The organism is Acinetobacter sp. TAC-1 (assembly GCF_029025845.1).
Classification (GTDB): domain Bacteria; phylum Pseudomonadota; class Gammaproteobacteria; order Pseudomonadales; family Moraxellaceae; genus Acinetobacter; species Acinetobacter guillouiae.
Genome location: NZ_CP118892.1, coordinates 2,954,441 through 2,972,839, shown reverse-complemented (window position 1 = coordinate 2,972,839; position 18,399 = coordinate 2,954,441). Strand labels below are relative to the sequence as shown.

15 protein-coding genes are annotated in these 18,399 nt (G+C 38.8%); 11 read left to right on the top strand and 4 right to left on the bottom strand.

The features are described from left to right. Window positions 1-15: 15 nt before the first annotated feature. The 10 genes from PYV58_RS13855 (at window position 16) to tatC (ending at window position 11,758) form a co-directional block, all read left to right on the top strand. Window positions 16-1,014 (top strand): ABC transporter permease, encoded by a 999-nt coding sequence (locus PYV58_RS13855; protein WP_034616067.1) that lies wholly within the window; start codon window positions 16-18, stop codon window positions 1,012-1,014. A gap of 30 nt (window positions 1,015-1,044) precedes the next feature. Then, complete coding sequence (locus tag PYV58_RS13850; RefSeq protein ID WP_034616070.1) at window positions 1,045-2,559, top strand: aldehyde dehydrogenase (NADP(+)); 1,515 nt, start codon at window positions 1,045-1,047, stop codon at window positions 2,557-2,559. A gap of 188 nt (window positions 2,560-2,747) precedes the next feature. Beyond that, window positions 2,748-3,929: a carbohydrate porin gene (locus PYV58_RS13845; protein WP_034616073.1), complete on the top strand. Its 1,182-nt coding sequence runs from the start codon at window positions 2,748-2,750 to the stop codon at window positions 3,927-3,929. A 196-nt stretch (window positions 3,930-4,125) separates the two neighbouring features. Next, window positions 4,126-5,166, top strand: coding sequence for an NAD(P)-dependent alcohol dehydrogenase (locus PYV58_RS13840; protein ID WP_034616076.1), 1,041 nt, complete (start codon window positions 4,126-4,128; stop codon window positions 5,164-5,166). A gap of 732 nt (window positions 5,167-5,898) precedes the next feature. Then, complete coding sequence (locus PYV58_RS13835) at window positions 5,899-7,122, top strand: alpha/beta fold hydrolase (RefSeq protein WP_034616079.1); 1,224 nt, start codon at window positions 5,899-5,901, stop codon at window positions 7,120-7,122. 77 nt (window positions 7,123-7,199) lie between these two features. Further along, window positions 7,200-8,213: a lipase secretion chaperone gene (locus tag PYV58_RS13830; RefSeq protein ID WP_034616080.1), complete on the top strand. Its 1,014-nt coding sequence runs from the start codon at window positions 7,200-7,202 to the stop codon at window positions 8,211-8,213. A gap of 106 nt (window positions 8,214-8,319) precedes the next feature. After that, entirely contained in the window at window positions 8,320-10,083 is a 1,764-nt protein-coding gene (locus PYV58_RS13825) for an alkaline phosphatase D family protein (protein WP_034616083.1), read from the top strand. Between the two features lie 144 nt (window positions 10,084-10,227). Beyond that, window positions 10,228-10,452 carry a Sec-independent protein translocase subunit TatA gene (gene tatA / locus PYV58_RS13820; RefSeq protein ID WP_034616086.1) on the top strand — a complete coding sequence of 75 codons (225 nt, stop codon included), beginning with the start codon at window positions 10,228-10,230 and terminating at the stop codon, window positions 10,450-10,452. A 17-nt stretch (window positions 10,453-10,469) separates the two neighbouring features. Further along, window positions 10,470-10,988, top strand: a complete 519-nt coding sequence (gene tatB / locus PYV58_RS13815) for a Sec-independent protein translocase protein TatB (protein WP_034616089.1) — start codon at window positions 10,470-10,472, stop codon at window positions 10,986-10,988. Beyond that, complete coding sequence (gene tatC / locus PYV58_RS13810) at window positions 10,985-11,758, top strand: twin-arginine translocase subunit TatC (RefSeq protein WP_034616091.1); 774 nt, start codon at window positions 10,985-10,987, stop codon at window positions 11,756-11,758. Before tatB ends, tatC begins: the two co-directional genes overlap by 4 nt. Window positions 11,759-11,885: 127 nt before the next feature. Here tatC and PYV58_RS13805 read toward each other — a convergent pair whose 3' ends face one another. Then, a complete protein-coding gene (locus tag PYV58_RS13805) occupies window positions 11,886-12,890 on the bottom strand; it encodes an SUMF1/EgtB/PvdO family nonheme iron enzyme (protein WP_034616094.1) in 1,005 nt (334 codons plus the stop codon). Further along, window positions 12,887-14,569, bottom strand: coding sequence for an arylsulfatase (locus PYV58_RS13800; RefSeq protein WP_004820514.1), 1,683 nt, complete (start codon window positions 14,567-14,569; stop codon window positions 12,887-12,889). The genes PYV58_RS13805 and PYV58_RS13800 overlap by 4 nt, the downstream gene beginning before the upstream one ends. A gap of 730 nt (window positions 14,570-15,299) precedes the next feature. Between PYV58_RS13800 and PYV58_RS13795 the strand changes: the two genes are divergently transcribed. Continuing rightward, window positions 15,300-15,629 (top strand): hypothetical protein, encoded by a 330-nt coding sequence (locus tag PYV58_RS13795; RefSeq protein WP_004721480.1) that lies wholly within the window; start codon window positions 15,300-15,302, stop codon window positions 15,627-15,629. A gap of 77 nt (window positions 15,630-15,706) precedes the next feature. Here the strand turns inward: PYV58_RS13795 and PYV58_RS13790 are convergent, their stop codons facing one another. Together PYV58_RS13790 and PYV58_RS13785 are read right to left on the bottom strand one after the other, a co-directional pair. Beyond that, a complete protein-coding gene (locus PYV58_RS13790; protein ID WP_227504262.1) occupies window positions 15,707-16,297 on the bottom strand; it encodes a tetratricopeptide repeat protein in 591 nt (196 codons plus the stop codon). 264 nt (window positions 16,298-16,561) lie between these two features. Then, window positions 16,562-18,274, bottom strand: coding sequence for an electron transfer flavoprotein-ubiquinone oxidoreductase (locus PYV58_RS13785; RefSeq protein ID WP_275059550.1), 1,713 nt, complete (start codon window positions 18,272-18,274; stop codon window positions 16,562-16,564). Between the last annotated feature and the right edge of the window lie 125 nt (window positions 18,275-18,399).

Genomic DNA, 18,399 nt, shown 5'->3' with positions numbered 1-18,399 from the left:
GTAAGGAGAGATGCAATGGGTAATGAAATAGCAGCAGACAATAAGATCACCAACATTACAGCAAAGAAAAATACCCGCGAAATTTTAGGTTGGGTGCTCCACAACGTGGTCTGGATTTGGTTGATCGCTTTGGTCATCATTTTTGGTGCATTTAATGAATACTTTCTTACCGTTTTTAATTTGCAAAATATCATGGTGCAGGCAACCGTTTTAGGGCTTTTGGGTTTGGCTGTTGCATTGCCATTGTTGATTGCTGAAATCGATCTTTCAATTCCAGCAAATGCAGGTTTTTCCGCTGCTGTGGGCGCACTTGCTTATTCTGATTGGGGATTACCTTGGTTTGCCGCGATTTTACTGGGCTTATTGGTCGGTACTTTTATTGGGTTCTTTAACGGTTGGTGTATCACCCAATTAAAAATGGTTGCACTGATCCAAACTCTAGCAATGATGATCATCCTTCAAGGTGCACTTTTGGCCTTAACACAAGGCAAAACACTGAATAATTTTGCAGAAGCTTATACCTGGATTGGGCAAGCAGCCCTCGGGACTTGGCCATTAATGCCAGTGGTATTTCTGATCATGTTGTTGATTATTGGCGTGATGTTGAAACATACCGTTTTAGGTCGTTCAATCTATGCTGTAGGTGGAAATCCTGCTGCTTCACTCTCTGCAGGAATCCGAGTGAAGCGTATCAAAATTATGACCTATACCATTTCTGGGTTTCTTGCTGCTCTTGCGGGATTCTTACTGGCTTCATGGCAAATGGCGATTACATCAAATCAAGGCTCAAGCTATCTACTCTATGCGATTGCGGCGCCCATTATTGGTGGTGTCAGTGTATTTGGTGGGCGTGGCAATGTGAAAGGTGTATTGGGTGGTGTATTGCTACTCACGATCATTCAGGTCGGACTTGCAATTATCAATGTGCCTTCTTTTTATGTCGGAATGATTGGAGGAATCATGATTTTTATTGCAGTACTGATTGATGCTTTCCGCGTCCGTTATTTTGGTTAATTTACTCAACTTGATCGAGGAAAAAGCACAATGTCTTTTCAACCACATGGTCAGCACTTAATCGCAGGGAAGTGGATTGCGACTGATCAGACTTTTACCAATAACCCGATTGATGGTTCAGTATCTCGTTTTTCTGTCGGTCATCGTGAACTTGTCAATCAAGCGTGCCAAGCGGCAGAAGATGCTTTTTGCACTTATGGTTACTCAACGCTTGAGCAGCGCGCGACTTTTCTCAATGTCATTGCTGATGAAATCGAAGCTCGAGCAGATGCGATTACCCAGATTGGAACCCAAGAAACAGGGTTGCCCAAGGCTCGACTGGAAGGAGAACGTGGGCGTACTGTGGGGCAGCTGCGACTTTTTGCTGCACATATCTTGAAAGGTGAGTTTTTGGATCGCCGGCATGATGTTGCACTTGCGGATCGAAAGCCATTGCCACGTCCAGATATTCGTTTGATGCAACGCCCAATCGGACCAGTTGCAGTGTTTGGTGCATCAAATTTTCCGCTGGCATTTTCAACAGCAGGCGGGGATACAGCATCGGCATTGGCCGCAGGGTGTCCAGTTGTGGTTAAAGGGCATGAGGCACATCCAGGTACAGCGGAGATTGTTGCTGAAGCGATTCATGCTGCGATTGAAAAATGTGGACTGCACGCTGGTGTATTTAGTTTAGTCCACGGTGGAGCATTAGATGTTGGTCAAAGCTTAGTACAACATCCGTTGATTAAAGCGGTTGGATTTACAGGTTCGTTGCGTGGTGGACGTGCTTTATATGATCTTTGTGTTGCACGTCCAGAACCGATCCCGTTCTTTGGTGAACTGGGTTCTGTCAATCCAATGTTTATTTTGCCCAATGCGATTGCCAATCGTGGTGCTGAAATTGCCAAAGGCTGGGCTGAATCATTGACATTAGGCGCAGGTCAATTCTGCACCAATCCTGGGGTCGCCGTGTTGATCGAAGGTTTAGCAGCAGATGCATATATTCAAACTGTTGTAAAAACACTTGAATCTGTTCCAGCACAGGTTATGTTAACCGATGCGATTGCCGAGGCTTATCGTGAAGGGCAACAACGTTTGGCAAATACAGCAGATGTAAGTGAAGTCTTTAGTTCAAGCAGTGATTTGCGTAATGCGAGTCCTTATCTGTTTGTTACAACAGGCAAAGCATGGCTGGAGAATAAGACCTTAGAACAAGAAGTATTTGGACCACTGGGTTTAGTGGTTATTGTTAAAAATATCGATGAATTGATGCACGTGGCGAAGTCCCTTGAGGGGCAGATTACCTGTACGCTTCATCTTGATCAAGCAGATCATCACGTTGCAAGTCAATTACTGCCTGTGCTGGAACGTAAAGCAGGTCGTATTCTTGCAAATAGTTTCCCAACTGGGGTTGAGGTATGTGATGCCATGGTTCATGGCGGACCCTATCCAGCTTCAACAAACTTTGGTGCAAGCTCTGTAGGCACGCTGGCGATTCGTCGCTTTATGCGTCCTGTGTGTTATCAAAATATTGCGGAAGACTTACTTCCTGTGGATTTACGTTAAGTAAAAATCAAGCCTAATGTGCTTGAAAATAAAGGCAATGAGATGAATTAAAGGAGATGATTTTATCTCATTATTAAACTCTAAATCGAATTGAAATAAATATAACTTTAACGAGTGCGCTCTTTACTCCATCCAACTGAATGAATCAGAGGGATAAGGCAAACTCATGCTTAAAAAAGGAATTTAACATGAAAACAAACTTATGGATTGTTGGAACAGCGGTTTTTTTATTGTCGCAAATTGCATCTGCGATCGAATTTGGTGGCTATTTCCGTACGGGAATCGGTGCAACTGAAAATGGCAAAATACAAGAGTGTTTTCGACTCACGGGGGCGCCGACTAAGTATCGTCTTGGCAATGAATGTGAACAATACGGTGAGTTTTTTGCCCAACAAAACCTGATCAAATTAAAAGATAATTCCGAACTGAACATCAAAGGAATGCTTCAGTTCTATAACCAATATGGGCAAACATTAAGTTTTAATGACGACAATGGTTTTACCCGAATGAATCAAATTTATTTGGATTGGAGAAATATTTCCTATCTGAATGGGGCAAATCTCTGGGCAGGTAGGCGATTTTATCAACGTAATGACATTCACATGACTGATTTCTTTTATTGGAATCAGAGTGCTACTGGCTTCGGTATTGATGATTATAAAATCAATGACTTGTCCTTAAGTTATGTGTTTTCCCGAAAAGACAATGTATTTCAGGAAAAATATATCAATCGACATGATGTGACAGTCAAAGGGATTCCAATCGGTTCTAAAAATACAATCAATACTGGTTTGTCATTGATTGATGCAGATGAGATGGGCTGGGCATTGACCGTGCAAAATGTTACTGCTGAAGTATTGAATGGTAAAAATACCGTGGCCCTACAATATGGTCAAGGCGCTGGGATCGGGCTGAGTTATACCGGTAACCCTGAGCTGGATCGTGATACTTCTTCACTGCGCTTTCTTGAAATCTTGGATTGGAGCTCAGACAGTAAGAAATTCAATGGACAAGCTCAATTTATTTACCAAAAAGACCAACTAAAGGATCAACAAGATCGTGATTGGATTTCAGTGGGCTCTCGGGTGGCGTATGTGGTTCAAGATCATTTTAAAATTTCCACTGAAATTGGCTATGACCAAATTAAGGCCAATGACCAAACCCGTAATCTGACCAAATTGACACTGGCACCAACCTGGTCGATAAAGGGCACAGGCTATTATGATCGTCCAGAACTGCGCCTTTATTATACCTATGCATTTTGGAACGATAATGAGCAAAAAATGCGTGATTTGGTGATGCCGACTAACAATTTTCACAATGTGAATCGTGGTTCAAACTTTGGTGCTCAATTGGAATATTGGTGGTAAGGCTTTAATTGATTATTCAAAAATGAGTGGTCTTATAAGATCGCTCATTTTAAAAATGCGACTCAATTGAAAATATGACTCAATTAAAAATGACATCAACCATTGCAACACAACCCAGTGGAATAAGTCAGCAGCAGCAGAAAGTCAAAAACAAAAAAAGCAACAACGGAAAACAACACCCAAGGAAGCAATCACAATGAAAGCATTGGTACTGGAAGAAAGAGACAAACTGCAAATTCGTGATATTGAGATCAATGAATATCTAAGCGCAACTGATGTACGCATTAAAATTGCCAAAGTGGGTATTTGTGGCAGTGACGTGCATTATTATCAGCATGGTCGAATTGGTGATTTTATTGTCAATGCACCAATGATTCTGGGGCATGAAGCGAGTGGGATCATTGTTGAAGTAGGTTCAGCAGTTCAACATTTAAGAATAGGCGATCGTGTATGTATGGAGCCTGGGGTTTTTGAGCCAAATTCTCCAGAAGCGATGCAGGGTCTGTATCATCTTGATCCGAATATTCAGTTTTGGGCAACACCGCCTGTACATGGTGTATTGCGTGAGACTGTGGTCCATCCTGCAAACTTAACCTTTAAGGTACCAGATCATGTCAGCCTTGAAGAAGCAGTGCTGGTTGAACCTTTGGCCTCAGGTGTACATGTGGCTCGCAAAGTGGGTATTTCACCTGGTGATACTGCTGTGGTTACTGGTGCAGGGACGATTGGTGCTTTAATGGCATTGGCATTACTCGCATCAGGTTGTAGTCGAGTTATCATTACGGATGTAAAACAGCAAAAGTTGGATTTTTTAGTCCAGCATTATGGTGAGCGTTTAATTGCATGTAATGTCGAACAGGAAGATTTAAAGTGCTTTGTGCAACGGCACTTTGTCGGTGGTGTCGACCTATTTGTTGACTGTAGTGGTCATGCAAGCGCAATTGCAGCAGCGCCCGATTGTCTAAAACCTGCGGGCAAACTGGTTTTTGTTGGAATGCCACAACATGCTGTGCCGATAGATATTGTTGCCATGCAGGTCAAAGAGATTGAGACGATTTCAATTTTCCGTTACGCAAATGATTATGAGCGTTCTATTGCGCTGATTGCTTCTGGTCAAATTAATGTGAAACCGCTAATTTCAAAAAAAATTCATTTTAATCAAAGTATTCAAGCATTTGAGTTGGCGGCATCGGCACCTGCAGATGTGATTAAAATTATTATTGATTTTGATCTGTAATTTATTAATTATTAGTCACTTAGATATGTGAGGTGGGATATTTATATTTAAAAATGAAGCGTTTAAAAATGAAGCATTTAAAAATATGTACTCCCACCCAACAGCGACATCCATGTCGCCCTATGGTAGACAACCATCTATGATTCAAAGTACAAAAAATGAATTGATAACCAATAGTTTCTAAAAGTTTATACAAAAATATATGCTTTATTTATGATCAATGACTAGATATAAATCACTTGTATAAATAATGAGTTGGTTTGGTTGTATTTATTATATTAATCAAATGAAAATTAAATAATAACCTTGGATGGTATGATTTTAATTTTGTATTTATACCCTGACTTTATTTCATCATCATAAATAATAATTAAGCATTTAAGATAATAAGTTTTTTATTATTCAAGTGATTTTTATTTGTATGTTTAATTCCATTGAATTTACTAAAACCCTAAAAGAAAATACTTTATACATATCGGTCTTTATATTTGTCGTAATTTGTCAATGAATTCGTAGTGAAATGTCAATACGCATATTTCTAAATTTTATACTTTAACACTGTGTTGTGAATATTTATCAATAAAATTCCACAACTTTTATAACTTTAAGAAATGATTTAAATCAATACCAATCGATAAGACAGCACGAAGGATTTGTGAATCTTGGTATGTATTTTAGTTTGAGACGACGATATAGACCATGACAAGAAAATTTTTATAAATTGGAGTACGTATGCAAGATTTTACTTTATCCAAGTGGGCATTTTTAATTTCAACAGTAGTTTATTCAAGCTATTCTTTTGCGGGTTTTAATGTAAATCCAATTGTAGACAGCTATGAAAATAAAAATAGTCCTCAACCAATTGTGCTTGTACATGGCTTAGCTGGGGCAGAACATGTAAAGTTTTTAGGAAAATTTTCTATTTATGACTACTGGGGCTCAACATTAACTCAATTGGCTGAACAGTCCACACCAGCCATAGCTGTTTCTATAAGTCCTTTAAATAGCAATGAATATCGTGGTGAAGAATTAATCAAGCATTTACAGTATATCCAAACGACTTACTATCGTGATGACGTTAAATTTAATTTAGTAGGACATAGTCAAGGGGGACCAACATCCCGTTATGCGCTTGGGGTTAAACCTGAGTTGGTGTCCTCCATCGCGACTGTTGGTTCTCCACATCGGGGAAGTCCATTTGCTGATCAAAATATCCAAGAATATGAAGCAACTGGGAAATTAGATATTAGCAGTATGTTGCCTTATTCTTCGCTACAGTCTGTGTTGAATTTTTTGCAAAATATCATTTATAGACATGATTTTTTAAGTGCACTTCATAAAATTATAATTGATGGCAGATTAGATGAAAATGATATTAAAACCTTTAATGCCAACACCTCGTTCTGGGTGTGGGGCGGTGAGGGTGTTAGAAAATTACCAGATGAAGATTATCGTCGTAACAGTCTAAATTATATTAATTTGCTTGAAGGGATCCGAGCCAATAGTGCCAAAAGTATGCAAGATTTTAATACTTTATTCCCTGAAGGTATTCCCATTTCTGCTCAATGTCTAAAACAGACAGCTAATCCAAGCGATTATAATCTACCCAATACACCTGATCGATATTTTATCAAAGGATCCGATGGAAATTCCTATCCTATTTATATGACATCATGGACGGGAAAAATTGATGAAGTGGTAAATTTATTTCCCAACCAAGCACATGATGGTACGGTCTCGGTATGTAGTAGTCGTCTAGGAAACTTAAAAGGAATTTATAACTGGAAACATAGAGAACAGTCAGGAACATTTAGTAAATACGATGAATCATTCTCAGTTTCAGGCTGGCCTTGGAATTGGGGTTGGGTTCAAACACCGACGAAATGGGCAACAATTCCAAACCCAATTGATGTTTTAAAAGATCATACAAATTATTTAAAGAAAAATAATATGTGATTGACTTTGGGCTATATTGATCTATAAAGAATAAATATAGCTTGATTTTATTTAAAACAAAAAATCAGGGATTTTAAATGAAAAAAAGTATTTTAGTTTCATCTTTTTTTCTAGTGGTTATTGTTTGTTTTCTATGGCTTGTGTTTAAGCCAATAGATAAACAGACAAACAATCAGGAGGATTTAAAGCCAGATCAAGCGACCGCTTTAAATATAGGTGGTATAAAACCAAGCAATGGTTTTATACCCATTGCGGTTGATGCGTTTGGAGGGAATATTTACTGTGAATTAAGTTTTGATACAAATCAAACTTTTGTTTTGGATAATATGACCAAGGATTGTTTTGATAAGTTGCTAAAAAATAATCCAACTGAATCTGATCCTACCAATTTTGGTTTAAATTTTTTCAATAAGCTGTTGGTTGATCCGACTCAAAGTATCGTAAAGGATTTATGGATTAGGTATGTCAAATATACCGATCAGGTCATTTTAACCCATAAGGCACATTCGAAAAATCAAGCGAATTATATAAATGCGAAAAGACTGTTAGATGCGATTAGATCTATCCGAGCAAGATTTTTCACTCCCTTTGAGATAAAGGCATTATTTGGTGCAAGTGACAAAATTGAAGATTATGAGTTGGTTGTATTAAAAATAAATCAATCTACAGGGATGACAGATGATGAAATTGAACAGGAACTCAATACAGCGATAAGCAACCTGCCCGAAAAATCGAGAAAGGCCATAAAGTTTAATAAAGACTTTAACGATGTATCTCGTAAAGTTCAGGAAATAAAAAATAGAGGAGGTTCACAGGAAGAGATACGCAAGGAGCGGTTAAAAGTGTTTGGTCCTGAAGTGACCGAGCGGATGGAATCTGTTGATCAATCAAGAGCGCAATTTAAAAACCAAGCAGAAATATATATGCAAAAGCGAGGTGAAATTTTGCAGCGTGATTTAAATATGCTTGATCAGGAAAAATCAATTGAAGTGCTTAGAAAAGAAATTTTTAGTGACAGATATGATAAGCGGAGAATTATCAGTTTGGAAAAAATTTATGATACGGAAAAATCGCTAGATATTCTCAATTAATGCATGTGTATTCAATGAATCAATCTAGTTAATGGGACCGTAGAGAATAAATAAAGTTAGGTCTTATTTAGTATTTGTAATCTAGCCATAGTTTAAGGAGTAAAGTATGACAGCCAAAATTACACGACGAGAACTTATTCAAAAAAGCCTATTCGGTTTTGGTGCACTGTCTTTATCTGCGGGTTTTACGGGATGTAATGACAGTTCAGATCGAGAATCAACAACACTACAAGTCAATTTTGAACATGGGGTTGCCAGTGGAGACCCTTTACAAGATCGCGTGATTTTATGGACACGCTTAACGCCCAATGATAGCAGTGCACGTTTGCAAGTGACTTGGGAAATTGCTTTAGATGATCAATTCAAGCAAATCATTAAAACAGACAAAGTCACCACAGCAAAAGCACAAGACTTCACGGTGAAAGTTGATGCCACAAACTTAAAACCAGATCAACGCTATTTCTATCGTTTTAGCTTTGGCAATAAATTTTCACCAGTTGGACAAACCAAAACATTACCAATCAATCCGACCAAGGTCAGTTTTGCGGTATGTTCTTGCGCGAATTATCCGGCAGGGTATTTCTATGTTTATCGTGAAATGGCTAAGCAAGATGTTGATGTGGTGATTCATTTGGGTGATTATATTTATGAATATGGTCAAGGTGGGTATGCAACAGAAGATGCAGTGAAGTTAGGACGTACTTTGGCTGCGGACAATAATCAAGAAATTATCAAGTTAGATGATTATCGCAAACGCTATGCGTTATATCGTAAAGACAAAGATTTACAAACATTGCATCACCGTCACCCATTTATTGTGATTTGGGATGATCATGAGTTGGCAAATGATACATGGCGAGATGGTGCTGAAAATCACCAAGCCAATGAAGGGTCTTTCCTCGATCGTAAACTTGCAGCATTACAAGCGTACTTTGAATGGATGCCGATTCGTCCTATTTCCGCAAATGATCATCTCAATATTTATCGTCAGTTTGACTTTGGTACACTGGTGCAATTGACCATGTTAGATACCCGTATCCTTGCCAGAGATAAGCAACTGGAATATACCGATTATATCACCGCTTCTGGTATGGATTTTCAACGTTTTCAGACTGACTTAACCAATCAGAATCGAACCTTGATGGGGTATACCCAACGTGAATGGTTACAGCAAAAGTTGGCTCAATCCAAGGCAACTTGGAATGTATTGGGTCAGCAAGTGTTGATGGGTAAGATATTAATCCCTGCTGAATTACTGGTACCGTTGAGTGCAGTTCTGAGTGGAAACGCAACTCAAGAGGTTTTAAATCAAATCAATACGATGATCATGGAGTTAGTGCAACTGAAAATGCGTGTGCTACAGGGCGATCCAACATTGACCGCAATTGAAAAGGCACGTTTAACTACTGTCGCACCTTATAATTTAGATGCTTGGGATGGTTATTATGTTGAACGTGAAATTCTGTATAACACTTTAAAAGCATTGAACAAGAAGGTCGTAGTGCTGGCAGGTGATACCCATAATGCATGGTCATCAGAGTTGTATAGTCAGGCGGGTGATTTTGTCGGTGTCGAGCTGGCGACAAGTTCAGTGTCATCGCCGGGAATTGAAAAGTATCTCAATATTCCAGTGGAACAGTTACAGCAGTTTGAAATGGCGTTTACCACACTGATTGATGAGTTGGATTATACCAATCTAAATCAACGTGGTTATCTAAATGTCAGCTTTACTGCAACGCAGGTTCAAGCGGACTGGATCTATGTCGATACCATTAAAGAGCCGCAATATACTGTGGATACAAAACGTGGGCATCAAGTGGTGTTGAATAATCAATTGGTTAATACCCGTTCGATTAAGAAAACTGCTTAATAAAAGTTTATTTAATTTTATATCGCCTGACTACTGAAGAAGATTTAGATGCTATTGCTATCGCGTCATTTCTTCAGTAGTGCAGGGTTTAGCTGTCTTTGTACACATAATGAAATAACACAATAACATTAGGAGTAAAAAACCATGGCTGGATTATCGATTTGGCACGTACTTATTTTTGCAATTGTGGTGATCTTACTTTTTGGCACATCTAAATTAAAAAATTTAGGTAAAGATGTCGGCGGTGCGGTGAAGGATTTTAAAAAATCAATTCAAGATGATGAAACAACCACTGCTGCACTGAATGAACCAAGAACACATGAACATCAAAATAGCAATGCTGATGTGAACTCTACGGTAAAGCACTAAAACTGGAGAATTAACACATGCTTGATGTCGGATTTTCTGAATTATTGGTTTTTGGGATTATTGCGCTGTTGGTGTTAGGGCCAGATAAACTCCCTGAAGCTGCGCGTTTTGTTGCGAAATGGTACAGTAAATTGAAACGTCTCATCAGCAATGTTCAGAACGACATTGACCGTGAATTACGCTTATCCGAATTGCGCGAACAGATGCAGAATGAGATGCAGCGCATTCAAGAATTAGAGCAAAAAATGCAGGCGCAGATGCATGAGCTACAGCAATTATCGGCTATGCCTGGAGATACTATACAGCCAGAACAAGCGCCAGCGCTATTAGAGAAACAGCAATTAGAACAACCGCAATTAAAAGAACAGCAAATAGCCCAGCTGAGAGTGAAGCAGATTTATCAACCTGTCTCACGTGATATTCCTACAGTCTATTTGCCAAGTATTTGGCTAAAACAGGCTAAATCTAATGATGACAAACTCAGCATTGTTCCTGTTCAATCCAAATCAATATCGCAATTGAAGGTGGCCGTATGACGTCAATGATACCGCAGCTGCAAGAGCAAGCTTCTGAAGAAGCGACTCAGCTTGAAGCAATGCCGATCACCCGACATTTGATGCTGTTGCGTCAGCATTTGTTTAAAATTATCGGGGTATTGATTGTGCTTTTTTTCTGTTTGCTGCCATTTGCAAACAGAACTTATTCAATGTTATCTGAACCATTACGTGCCCAATTACCTGCCAGTTCGACTATGATTGCTACAGATGTAACTGCAACATTTATGGCACCTTTTAAACTGAATTTCTTTATTGCGCTGATGTTGGCGATGCCTTTCATTATTTATCAGATTTGGGCATTTATTAAACCTGCATTGTATGAAAAAGAAAAGAGTCTAGCATTGCCATTGTTATTGAGCAGTATTTGCTTGTTTTATTCAGGGATTGCCTTTGCCTATTTTATTGCCTTGCCTTCGATTCTGCATTTTTTTATCAGTGTTTCACCTGATACCGTTGCACCAATGACGGACATTAACAGTTACTTAAGTTTCTGTTTAAAACTCTTTTTGGTGTTTGGGGTCACTTTTGAAATTCCAATTATTACACTGGTACTGATTTTAATCGGTTTGGTCAGCACGCAAACACTGGTGGAAAAAAGACGCTTTATTATTGTGGGCTGTTTTTTTATTGCAATGTTTGTCACGCCACCAGATGCTATTTCGATGATCATGCTGGCAATTCCAATGTGGATGCTGTTTGAATTGGGGTTGGTATTTGGCAAGATGATTGAAAAACGTAAACGTGTATAAGCACTGATTTTTAGCGAAAGTGGTTAAGTGTTGCTTTGTTCTTTTCAACCTTTCTTTTTTAAAGTAAGCGAATTCATATTTAAGTGTGTAAATTCGCCATATCTTTAGATTTTAACCCATCCTTGTCTCATGGGTGAGTACGTAATACTGTTCTAAACCCCACATGCGTTGCAGCCAAATCAAACTCTTGCGGATAACGACTACTATTTCGATAACGAGAGCAATAACTAGAAGCACATAAGAAAGAACCACCTTTAATCACATATTGGGTTGCTGCGATGCTTTGCTGACGCAGATCCGTATAATTTCCCATATGTTGATCATGCGCACCTTGATATACAGAAGAGGTCCACTCCCAAACATTACCAATCATATCGAACAATTGGAACGCATTGGCAGGGTAGCAACCGACAGGTGCCACACCTGCAAAATGGTCTTCTACAGAATTATGCAATGGAAATTCACCTTGCCAATAATTGGCTTGTGGATGTTGATGGGCATCCTGAGGTGCTTGATGCAGTGGCGTATCGACTTTTGAACCTGCTTTGGCAGCATATTCCCATTCTGGTTCAGTAGGTAAATCTCGTCCTAACCAAACTGCATAATGTTCGGCATCATTTTTGGTCACATAGCGAACAGGTTCAGCAGGGCGTGGAGCTTGACCCGAAGCGCCATTGGGTGTTTTCCAAGTGTAATCAGATTTGAGTTGCCACCACTGATTAGGCTGATTGGCATCTGGTGAAAATACAGCCGCCTGTTTCTGTTGCTCTGCATCGGTTATATAGCCTGTGGCTTTTACAAAACTGCTAAATTGCGCCACAGTCACTTCGGTTTGATCGATCCAGAAACCCTCAACTTGACGTTGTTTTTGCCCAAAATTAAGTTCATCGGGATAGGCTTTATCGGAGCCGAGCTGAAATGAGCCTTTGGCAATCCAAACCATCCCCGCTGTTGGCTTTTTTTGCCATGCATCAGGTAAACCTGAATAGTGTTCGCATTGCTGCAATGAACCAAGCGGTGTAGAAGCTTTGCTGGTTTGTTTGGGAGAATGATGCGAGTCGGTCGTAACCTTATTGCAGCCTGTTACAAGGAACAGGCTACACAGTGCAATTAAAAGAGGGCTAAACTTCATTGAATGTTGTATTCCTTGACTCCATTTTGTTGGGTGTATTTGTTATATACATCAAGCAGTTCTTGTAGTTTTGCTGGGTTATTTTGTGCAAGGTTTTGGGTTTCACCACGGTCATTTTTTAAGTTATATAATTCCCAAGTTCCCGTTCCTAGCTCTGCTTTACCTTGTAAAGCAATTTTCCATTCGCCTTGACGCGCATATTTACTGCCATGCAATTCATCAGCAAAACTAAAGTTTACAGGGCGAATCGTCTGCGCTTTATTTTCAAGCACCGATTTCCAAGAGTAGCCACTTGGGGTATTAATCTGACGGCCTTTATATTGACCTTGTGGGACGGCAATATTGGCATAATCTAAAACGGTTGGGAAAACATCGAGCACTGAAGCAAAACCATGATAGGTTGCTTGCGCTTTGTTTTGATGAGGAAGTTTAACAATGGCTGGTGCTGTGGTTGCACCTTCACCTGCAGTATCTTTCCATAAGTGGAAAGGCGCAGCACTGACTTCAGCCCAACGCGGACCGACATAGTGATAAGAACTGGATGTACCGACATTACTCACCCGATTATCAAAACCTGATTCGGCTCCATAATTACCACGGATAAAGCCTTCAGCCCCATTATCTGAAACAAAGAAAATTAAAGTATTGTCGTATAAGTTATTTCGTTTTAAATACTCAATCACGCGTCCAATATTGGCATCAAGGTTTTCAACCATTCCCGCATAGATTTCCATTCTGCGTGCTTCTAATACTTTTTGCTCAGCGGAAAGTTCATTCCATTTGCCATATTTTTGTGGTGCATTTTGTGTCGCAATCGGTTCGGCTGCAGTAAAGTTGGCTGGAATTAGACCAAGTTGTTTTTGGCGGGCAATACGACCATTACGAATCACATCATAACCAGCATCGTACACGCCACGATAACGGTCACGATATTCAGCTGGGGCTTGTAATGGCCAATGAGGTGCTGTGTAAGCAGCATAGGCAAAGAATGGTTTGCCTGAATTTTTTCCTGACTCTAAATAGCTAATTAATTTATCGGTGAAATAATTAGTTGAGAAAAAATCATCGGGTAAGGCTGAAATTGGAACAACTTTACCATCCTCTGTATAGGTGGCATTACGTTTGTAGGCACTAGGTGCTTGTTTAAAGTGTAAATCTAAACCTTGTAATAGCGTAAATGAGTGATCGAAGCCTTTTACATGTGCGTTTGTTTCAGCGGTTAAACCGAGGTGCCATTTTCCGCTGATATAGGTTCGGTAGCCATTATCTTTAAGCACTTCTGCAATTGAGAGTGAGCGCTCATTTAAGTAGCCCTCATAACCTGGCTGGCCTTTTAAGTGGGCAGGGGTGAGCTCAGCCATAGCCCCAATGCCAGCTAAGTGGTGGTCTGTACCCGAAATCAATTGTGAACGCGTCGGTGAGCAGGTCGGGGCAGTATGGTAGTCCGTTAAAATCCGACCTTCTTTGGTCAGTGCGTCAATATTTGGGGTGTGTATTTCTCCACCAAAAGCGCCTAAATCCGAATAACCTAAATCATCTGCCATGATGAATAAAATGTTTGGTTGTTTCTTGGTTTCCACCACAGTATTTGAATGGTCGGAATCATTATTATTACATGCTGAAATTGAAAGGCTGAATAATGCAATGGAAAGTGTAGTAAGCAGATTTTTATGAGACATACGTGTCGACTTGGTTTTCTAAAAAATTAGGCTGAGTTTAGAGTGTTAATTTTTATGGTAAAAATAATTAAAATTTGATTGTTAATCTAAAAAAAAGAAAAGCCCTCAATATGCTTCCAAATAGATGTTGAAATCATTTAAAAGTAAGCATGTTGAGCTGTTTAATAAAACCAAAATACTGCTAGGCTTAAAAAAATGAGCACCATCAGCTTATAACAAGGCCTTGGATATGCTTTAGGCATATTCGGAAAGTTTTATATTCGTAATAGTTTAATACATGATATTAAAATACACCTTTGTAATATCATTGGTTTTAGCATAGCAACAATTTGAATCTATCCAGCTCTACAATTTAATCTGATTAAACTTTAAACGCCGATGTAAATAAACAAGTCACTTTGGTTGCGAATGAATATTTTTTAAACAAAAATATACAGAACTGTCTGTTTTTATGTTGATGGTGTATTGATTAATTGAAGATTAATGTGATAAATTCTACAGAATTAGAGGGAGATCTTTTTTTAAAGATTCTTGATGCCTTGATCCTATTTCCTTTCCCCAAGGGAAATAGGAGTTTTTAAGGCTGAATAAAAAAGCAATGGATAAAGATATTTATAAAAGACAGAAAATATATTATCTCAATACGGACTCAGATAAATTTTATTAAATAATGCATTTGTATGAGCTGTATTTTAAGAGTAATAATACGAATCTATAGGTAAGTATTACGATGAAAATTTATGAAATGATATTTCATAAAGGCACTTATGAACAAACACGCTTATTTTATATTCAGAATAATAAAGCTTCACGTCAGCATTTTATTGAAAATATGCGCTTAGAACTTGAGCAAGAACTTAAGGATTTCAATCTCAGTTGTAAGTCTCAGTATAAGCATGATTTATTTGCTTTGTACAAAAAAGTCCAAAAAGAAAGCCACTTACATTTAGATGCGATGGAAGATGAATTTATACAAAATTCAAAAGCCATTTTTGATCAATGTATTTGTTTAATTGTTAAAAGCCATGAGGTTTTAAATGTTGTAAAACCGCTGATTTGAAAAAGTATCAGTCAAAAAAAATAATCATTAAAAATCAACCTTATAAGTTAGTGAGTTGGTGGTTTTATTGTCTTCAATCATAGTGTAGCCAATTGCCGTTGCGCTAATTCATAGCCTTGATCTGCGGCTTTTTTCAGCCATGCTTTCGCTTTATTGATATCTTGAGGTAGGCCTGAATTTCCATCTAAGTATAGAGATCCCAATTTAAATTGTGCTGACACATCACCATTTTCAGCCGACTTAAGATACCAATAATTTGCAAGATCTTGATCTTTCTTTATATTTTTCCCATCTGAATATTCTTCAGCTAAATTGTATTGTGCCATGGCATTGTTCTGATTTGCAGATTTGGTCAGCCATTCAATACCTTTACGGGAATTTTTACTGATACCTGATCCCCATAAATAACTCATTGCTAAACTGAGTTGAGATTTTGCATCACCCGCTTCAGCGGCTTTTTTAAACCAAAAAACACCTTTTTCTTCATCAAAGGACACACCCTGATTGCCACTGCTATAAAGATAACCCACTTGGTATTGCGCTTTTACGTCCCCATTGTTAGCTTTTTCGAGTAGCGCTTCAAAACTTTCTGCAAATACAAGTGTAGAGGGGAACAATGTAAGAATAATCAGAGGATACAGCAGTTTTTTAATTTTAAATTTCATCATTTTTTCAATCATTTGTATCTTTTAATCAATAAAATTAAAGTGCAAAATTAAGTTATAGTCAACTTAATTTGAGCCAAGACTTATTCTATTTTGCCTTTCAAGCTTAGCTCCCTTGGGAACTAAGCTTACCTAAATAATGAAAATGAAGAGCTTATATCACTCGACAAATTGGGGTAAAAGACGCTGTTAATACTACACAAAATTATCTAAACACTCGCATGTTTAGTGGTGAGCAGCATTAAAGCATCGTCCTAAGTATCCAGCTTACATATTTGGATAGTTAGGCCCACCACCACCTTCCGGTGTTACCCATGTGATATTCTGAGATGGATCTTTGATATCACAAGTCTTGCAGTGAACACAGTTTGCAGCATTAATCTGGAAGCGCTTAGAACCATCATCATTTTCCATAATCTCGTAAACACCAGCAGGGCAGTAACGTTGAGCAGGCTCATCCCATTTTGGTAAGTTGACATTGACTGGAATAGAAGCATCGGTCAGCTTTAAGTGAGCTGGCTGATTCTCTTCATGTACGGTATTGGATACAAATACAGAAGATAAACGATCAAAGGTTAATTTACCGTCTGGCTTTGGATAAGTAGGTTTAAATGTCGCAGCATCTACAGTTTTTAATGCACTAAAGTCAGGTGCAAGGTCATGTAGGGTAAATGGCACTTTAAAGATATTTTGATCGATAAAGTTAAATGCACCACCCATCCATAAACCGAATTTATGCATTGCTGGACCAAAGTTACGCGAACGATGTAATTCTTCTTTTAACCAACTGTTGTTAAACTTGTCAGTATATGCAGTCAATTCTTTGGCAAAGAAATCTTCGCCTTCAGCGACACGCGCAACCGCTAAATCGCCACTTTTCTCATGACCTGCTTGGATTGCTTCAAATACAGCTTCACCACATAACATACCCGATTTCATCGCAGTATGAGAGCCTTTGATTTTAGCAAAGTTTAAGAAACCTGCATCATCACCAATTAAGCAACCGCCTGGAAAGGTCAGTTTAGGTAGAGAGTTTAGACCTCCTTTAACAACTGCACGTGCGCCATAAGAAATACGCTTACCACCTTCAAGATATTGCTTGATCAGTGGATGTGTTTTCCAACGCTGCATTTCAGCAAAAGGATACATGTGTGGATTTTCATAAGATAAATCGACAATCATCCCCAAGGTCACTTGGTTGTTTTCAGCGTGATATAACCACCAGCCGCCTGAAGAACCTGTTTCTGCCAAAGGCCAGCCTGAACCATGCATCACTAAACCTGGTTTATGTTTTGCAGGGTCAATTTCCCAAAGTTCTTTGATCCCGATACCGTAATGTTGTGGATCAGCATCTTGGTCTAAGTTGTATTTTGCAATCAGACGTTTACCAAGGTGTCCACGGCAACCTTCTGCAAAAATTGTGTATTTTGCATGAAGCTCGTAGCCGGGGGTAAAGTTATGCGTCGGTTCACCATCTTTACCAATACCCATATCACCAGTTTGGATGCCTTTTACAGAACCATCTTCATGATAAAGGATGTCTGAAGCAGCAAAGCCAGGAAAGATAGAAACTTCTAACTCTTCCGCTTTTTGACCTAACCAACGCACGACATTACCCAATGAAATAACATAGTTACCATCATTGTGCATGGTTTTAGGCACCATCCAGTGTGGTGCTTCTTGTGACTTTTCAGCAGACATGAGGAAATAAGTTTTGTCCTCAGTCACAGGTACATTTAAAGGTGCACCTTGTTCTTTCCAGTCAGGGAAAAGTTCATTGATTGCACGAGGTTCAAGTACAGCACCAGAAAGAATATGCGCACCGACTTCAGAGCCTTTTTCAACCACACAGACGGAAAGGTCTAGAAGACTGTTTTCAAGCGCTAATTGACGAATTTTAATCGCAGCAGAAAGACCCGCAGGGCCTGCGCCTACGATCACTACGTCAAACTCCATTGACTCTCGTTGTAAATCTTTCATAAAAAGAAATCCTATTTCGCTTAGCGGTATTTTAATTTATTGGGGTAAAAATATCAAATAGAAAAGCATCAAAAAAGGGCTACTTGATGAGCAAATTCAAAATGATATCCACAAAAAAGCCAGCT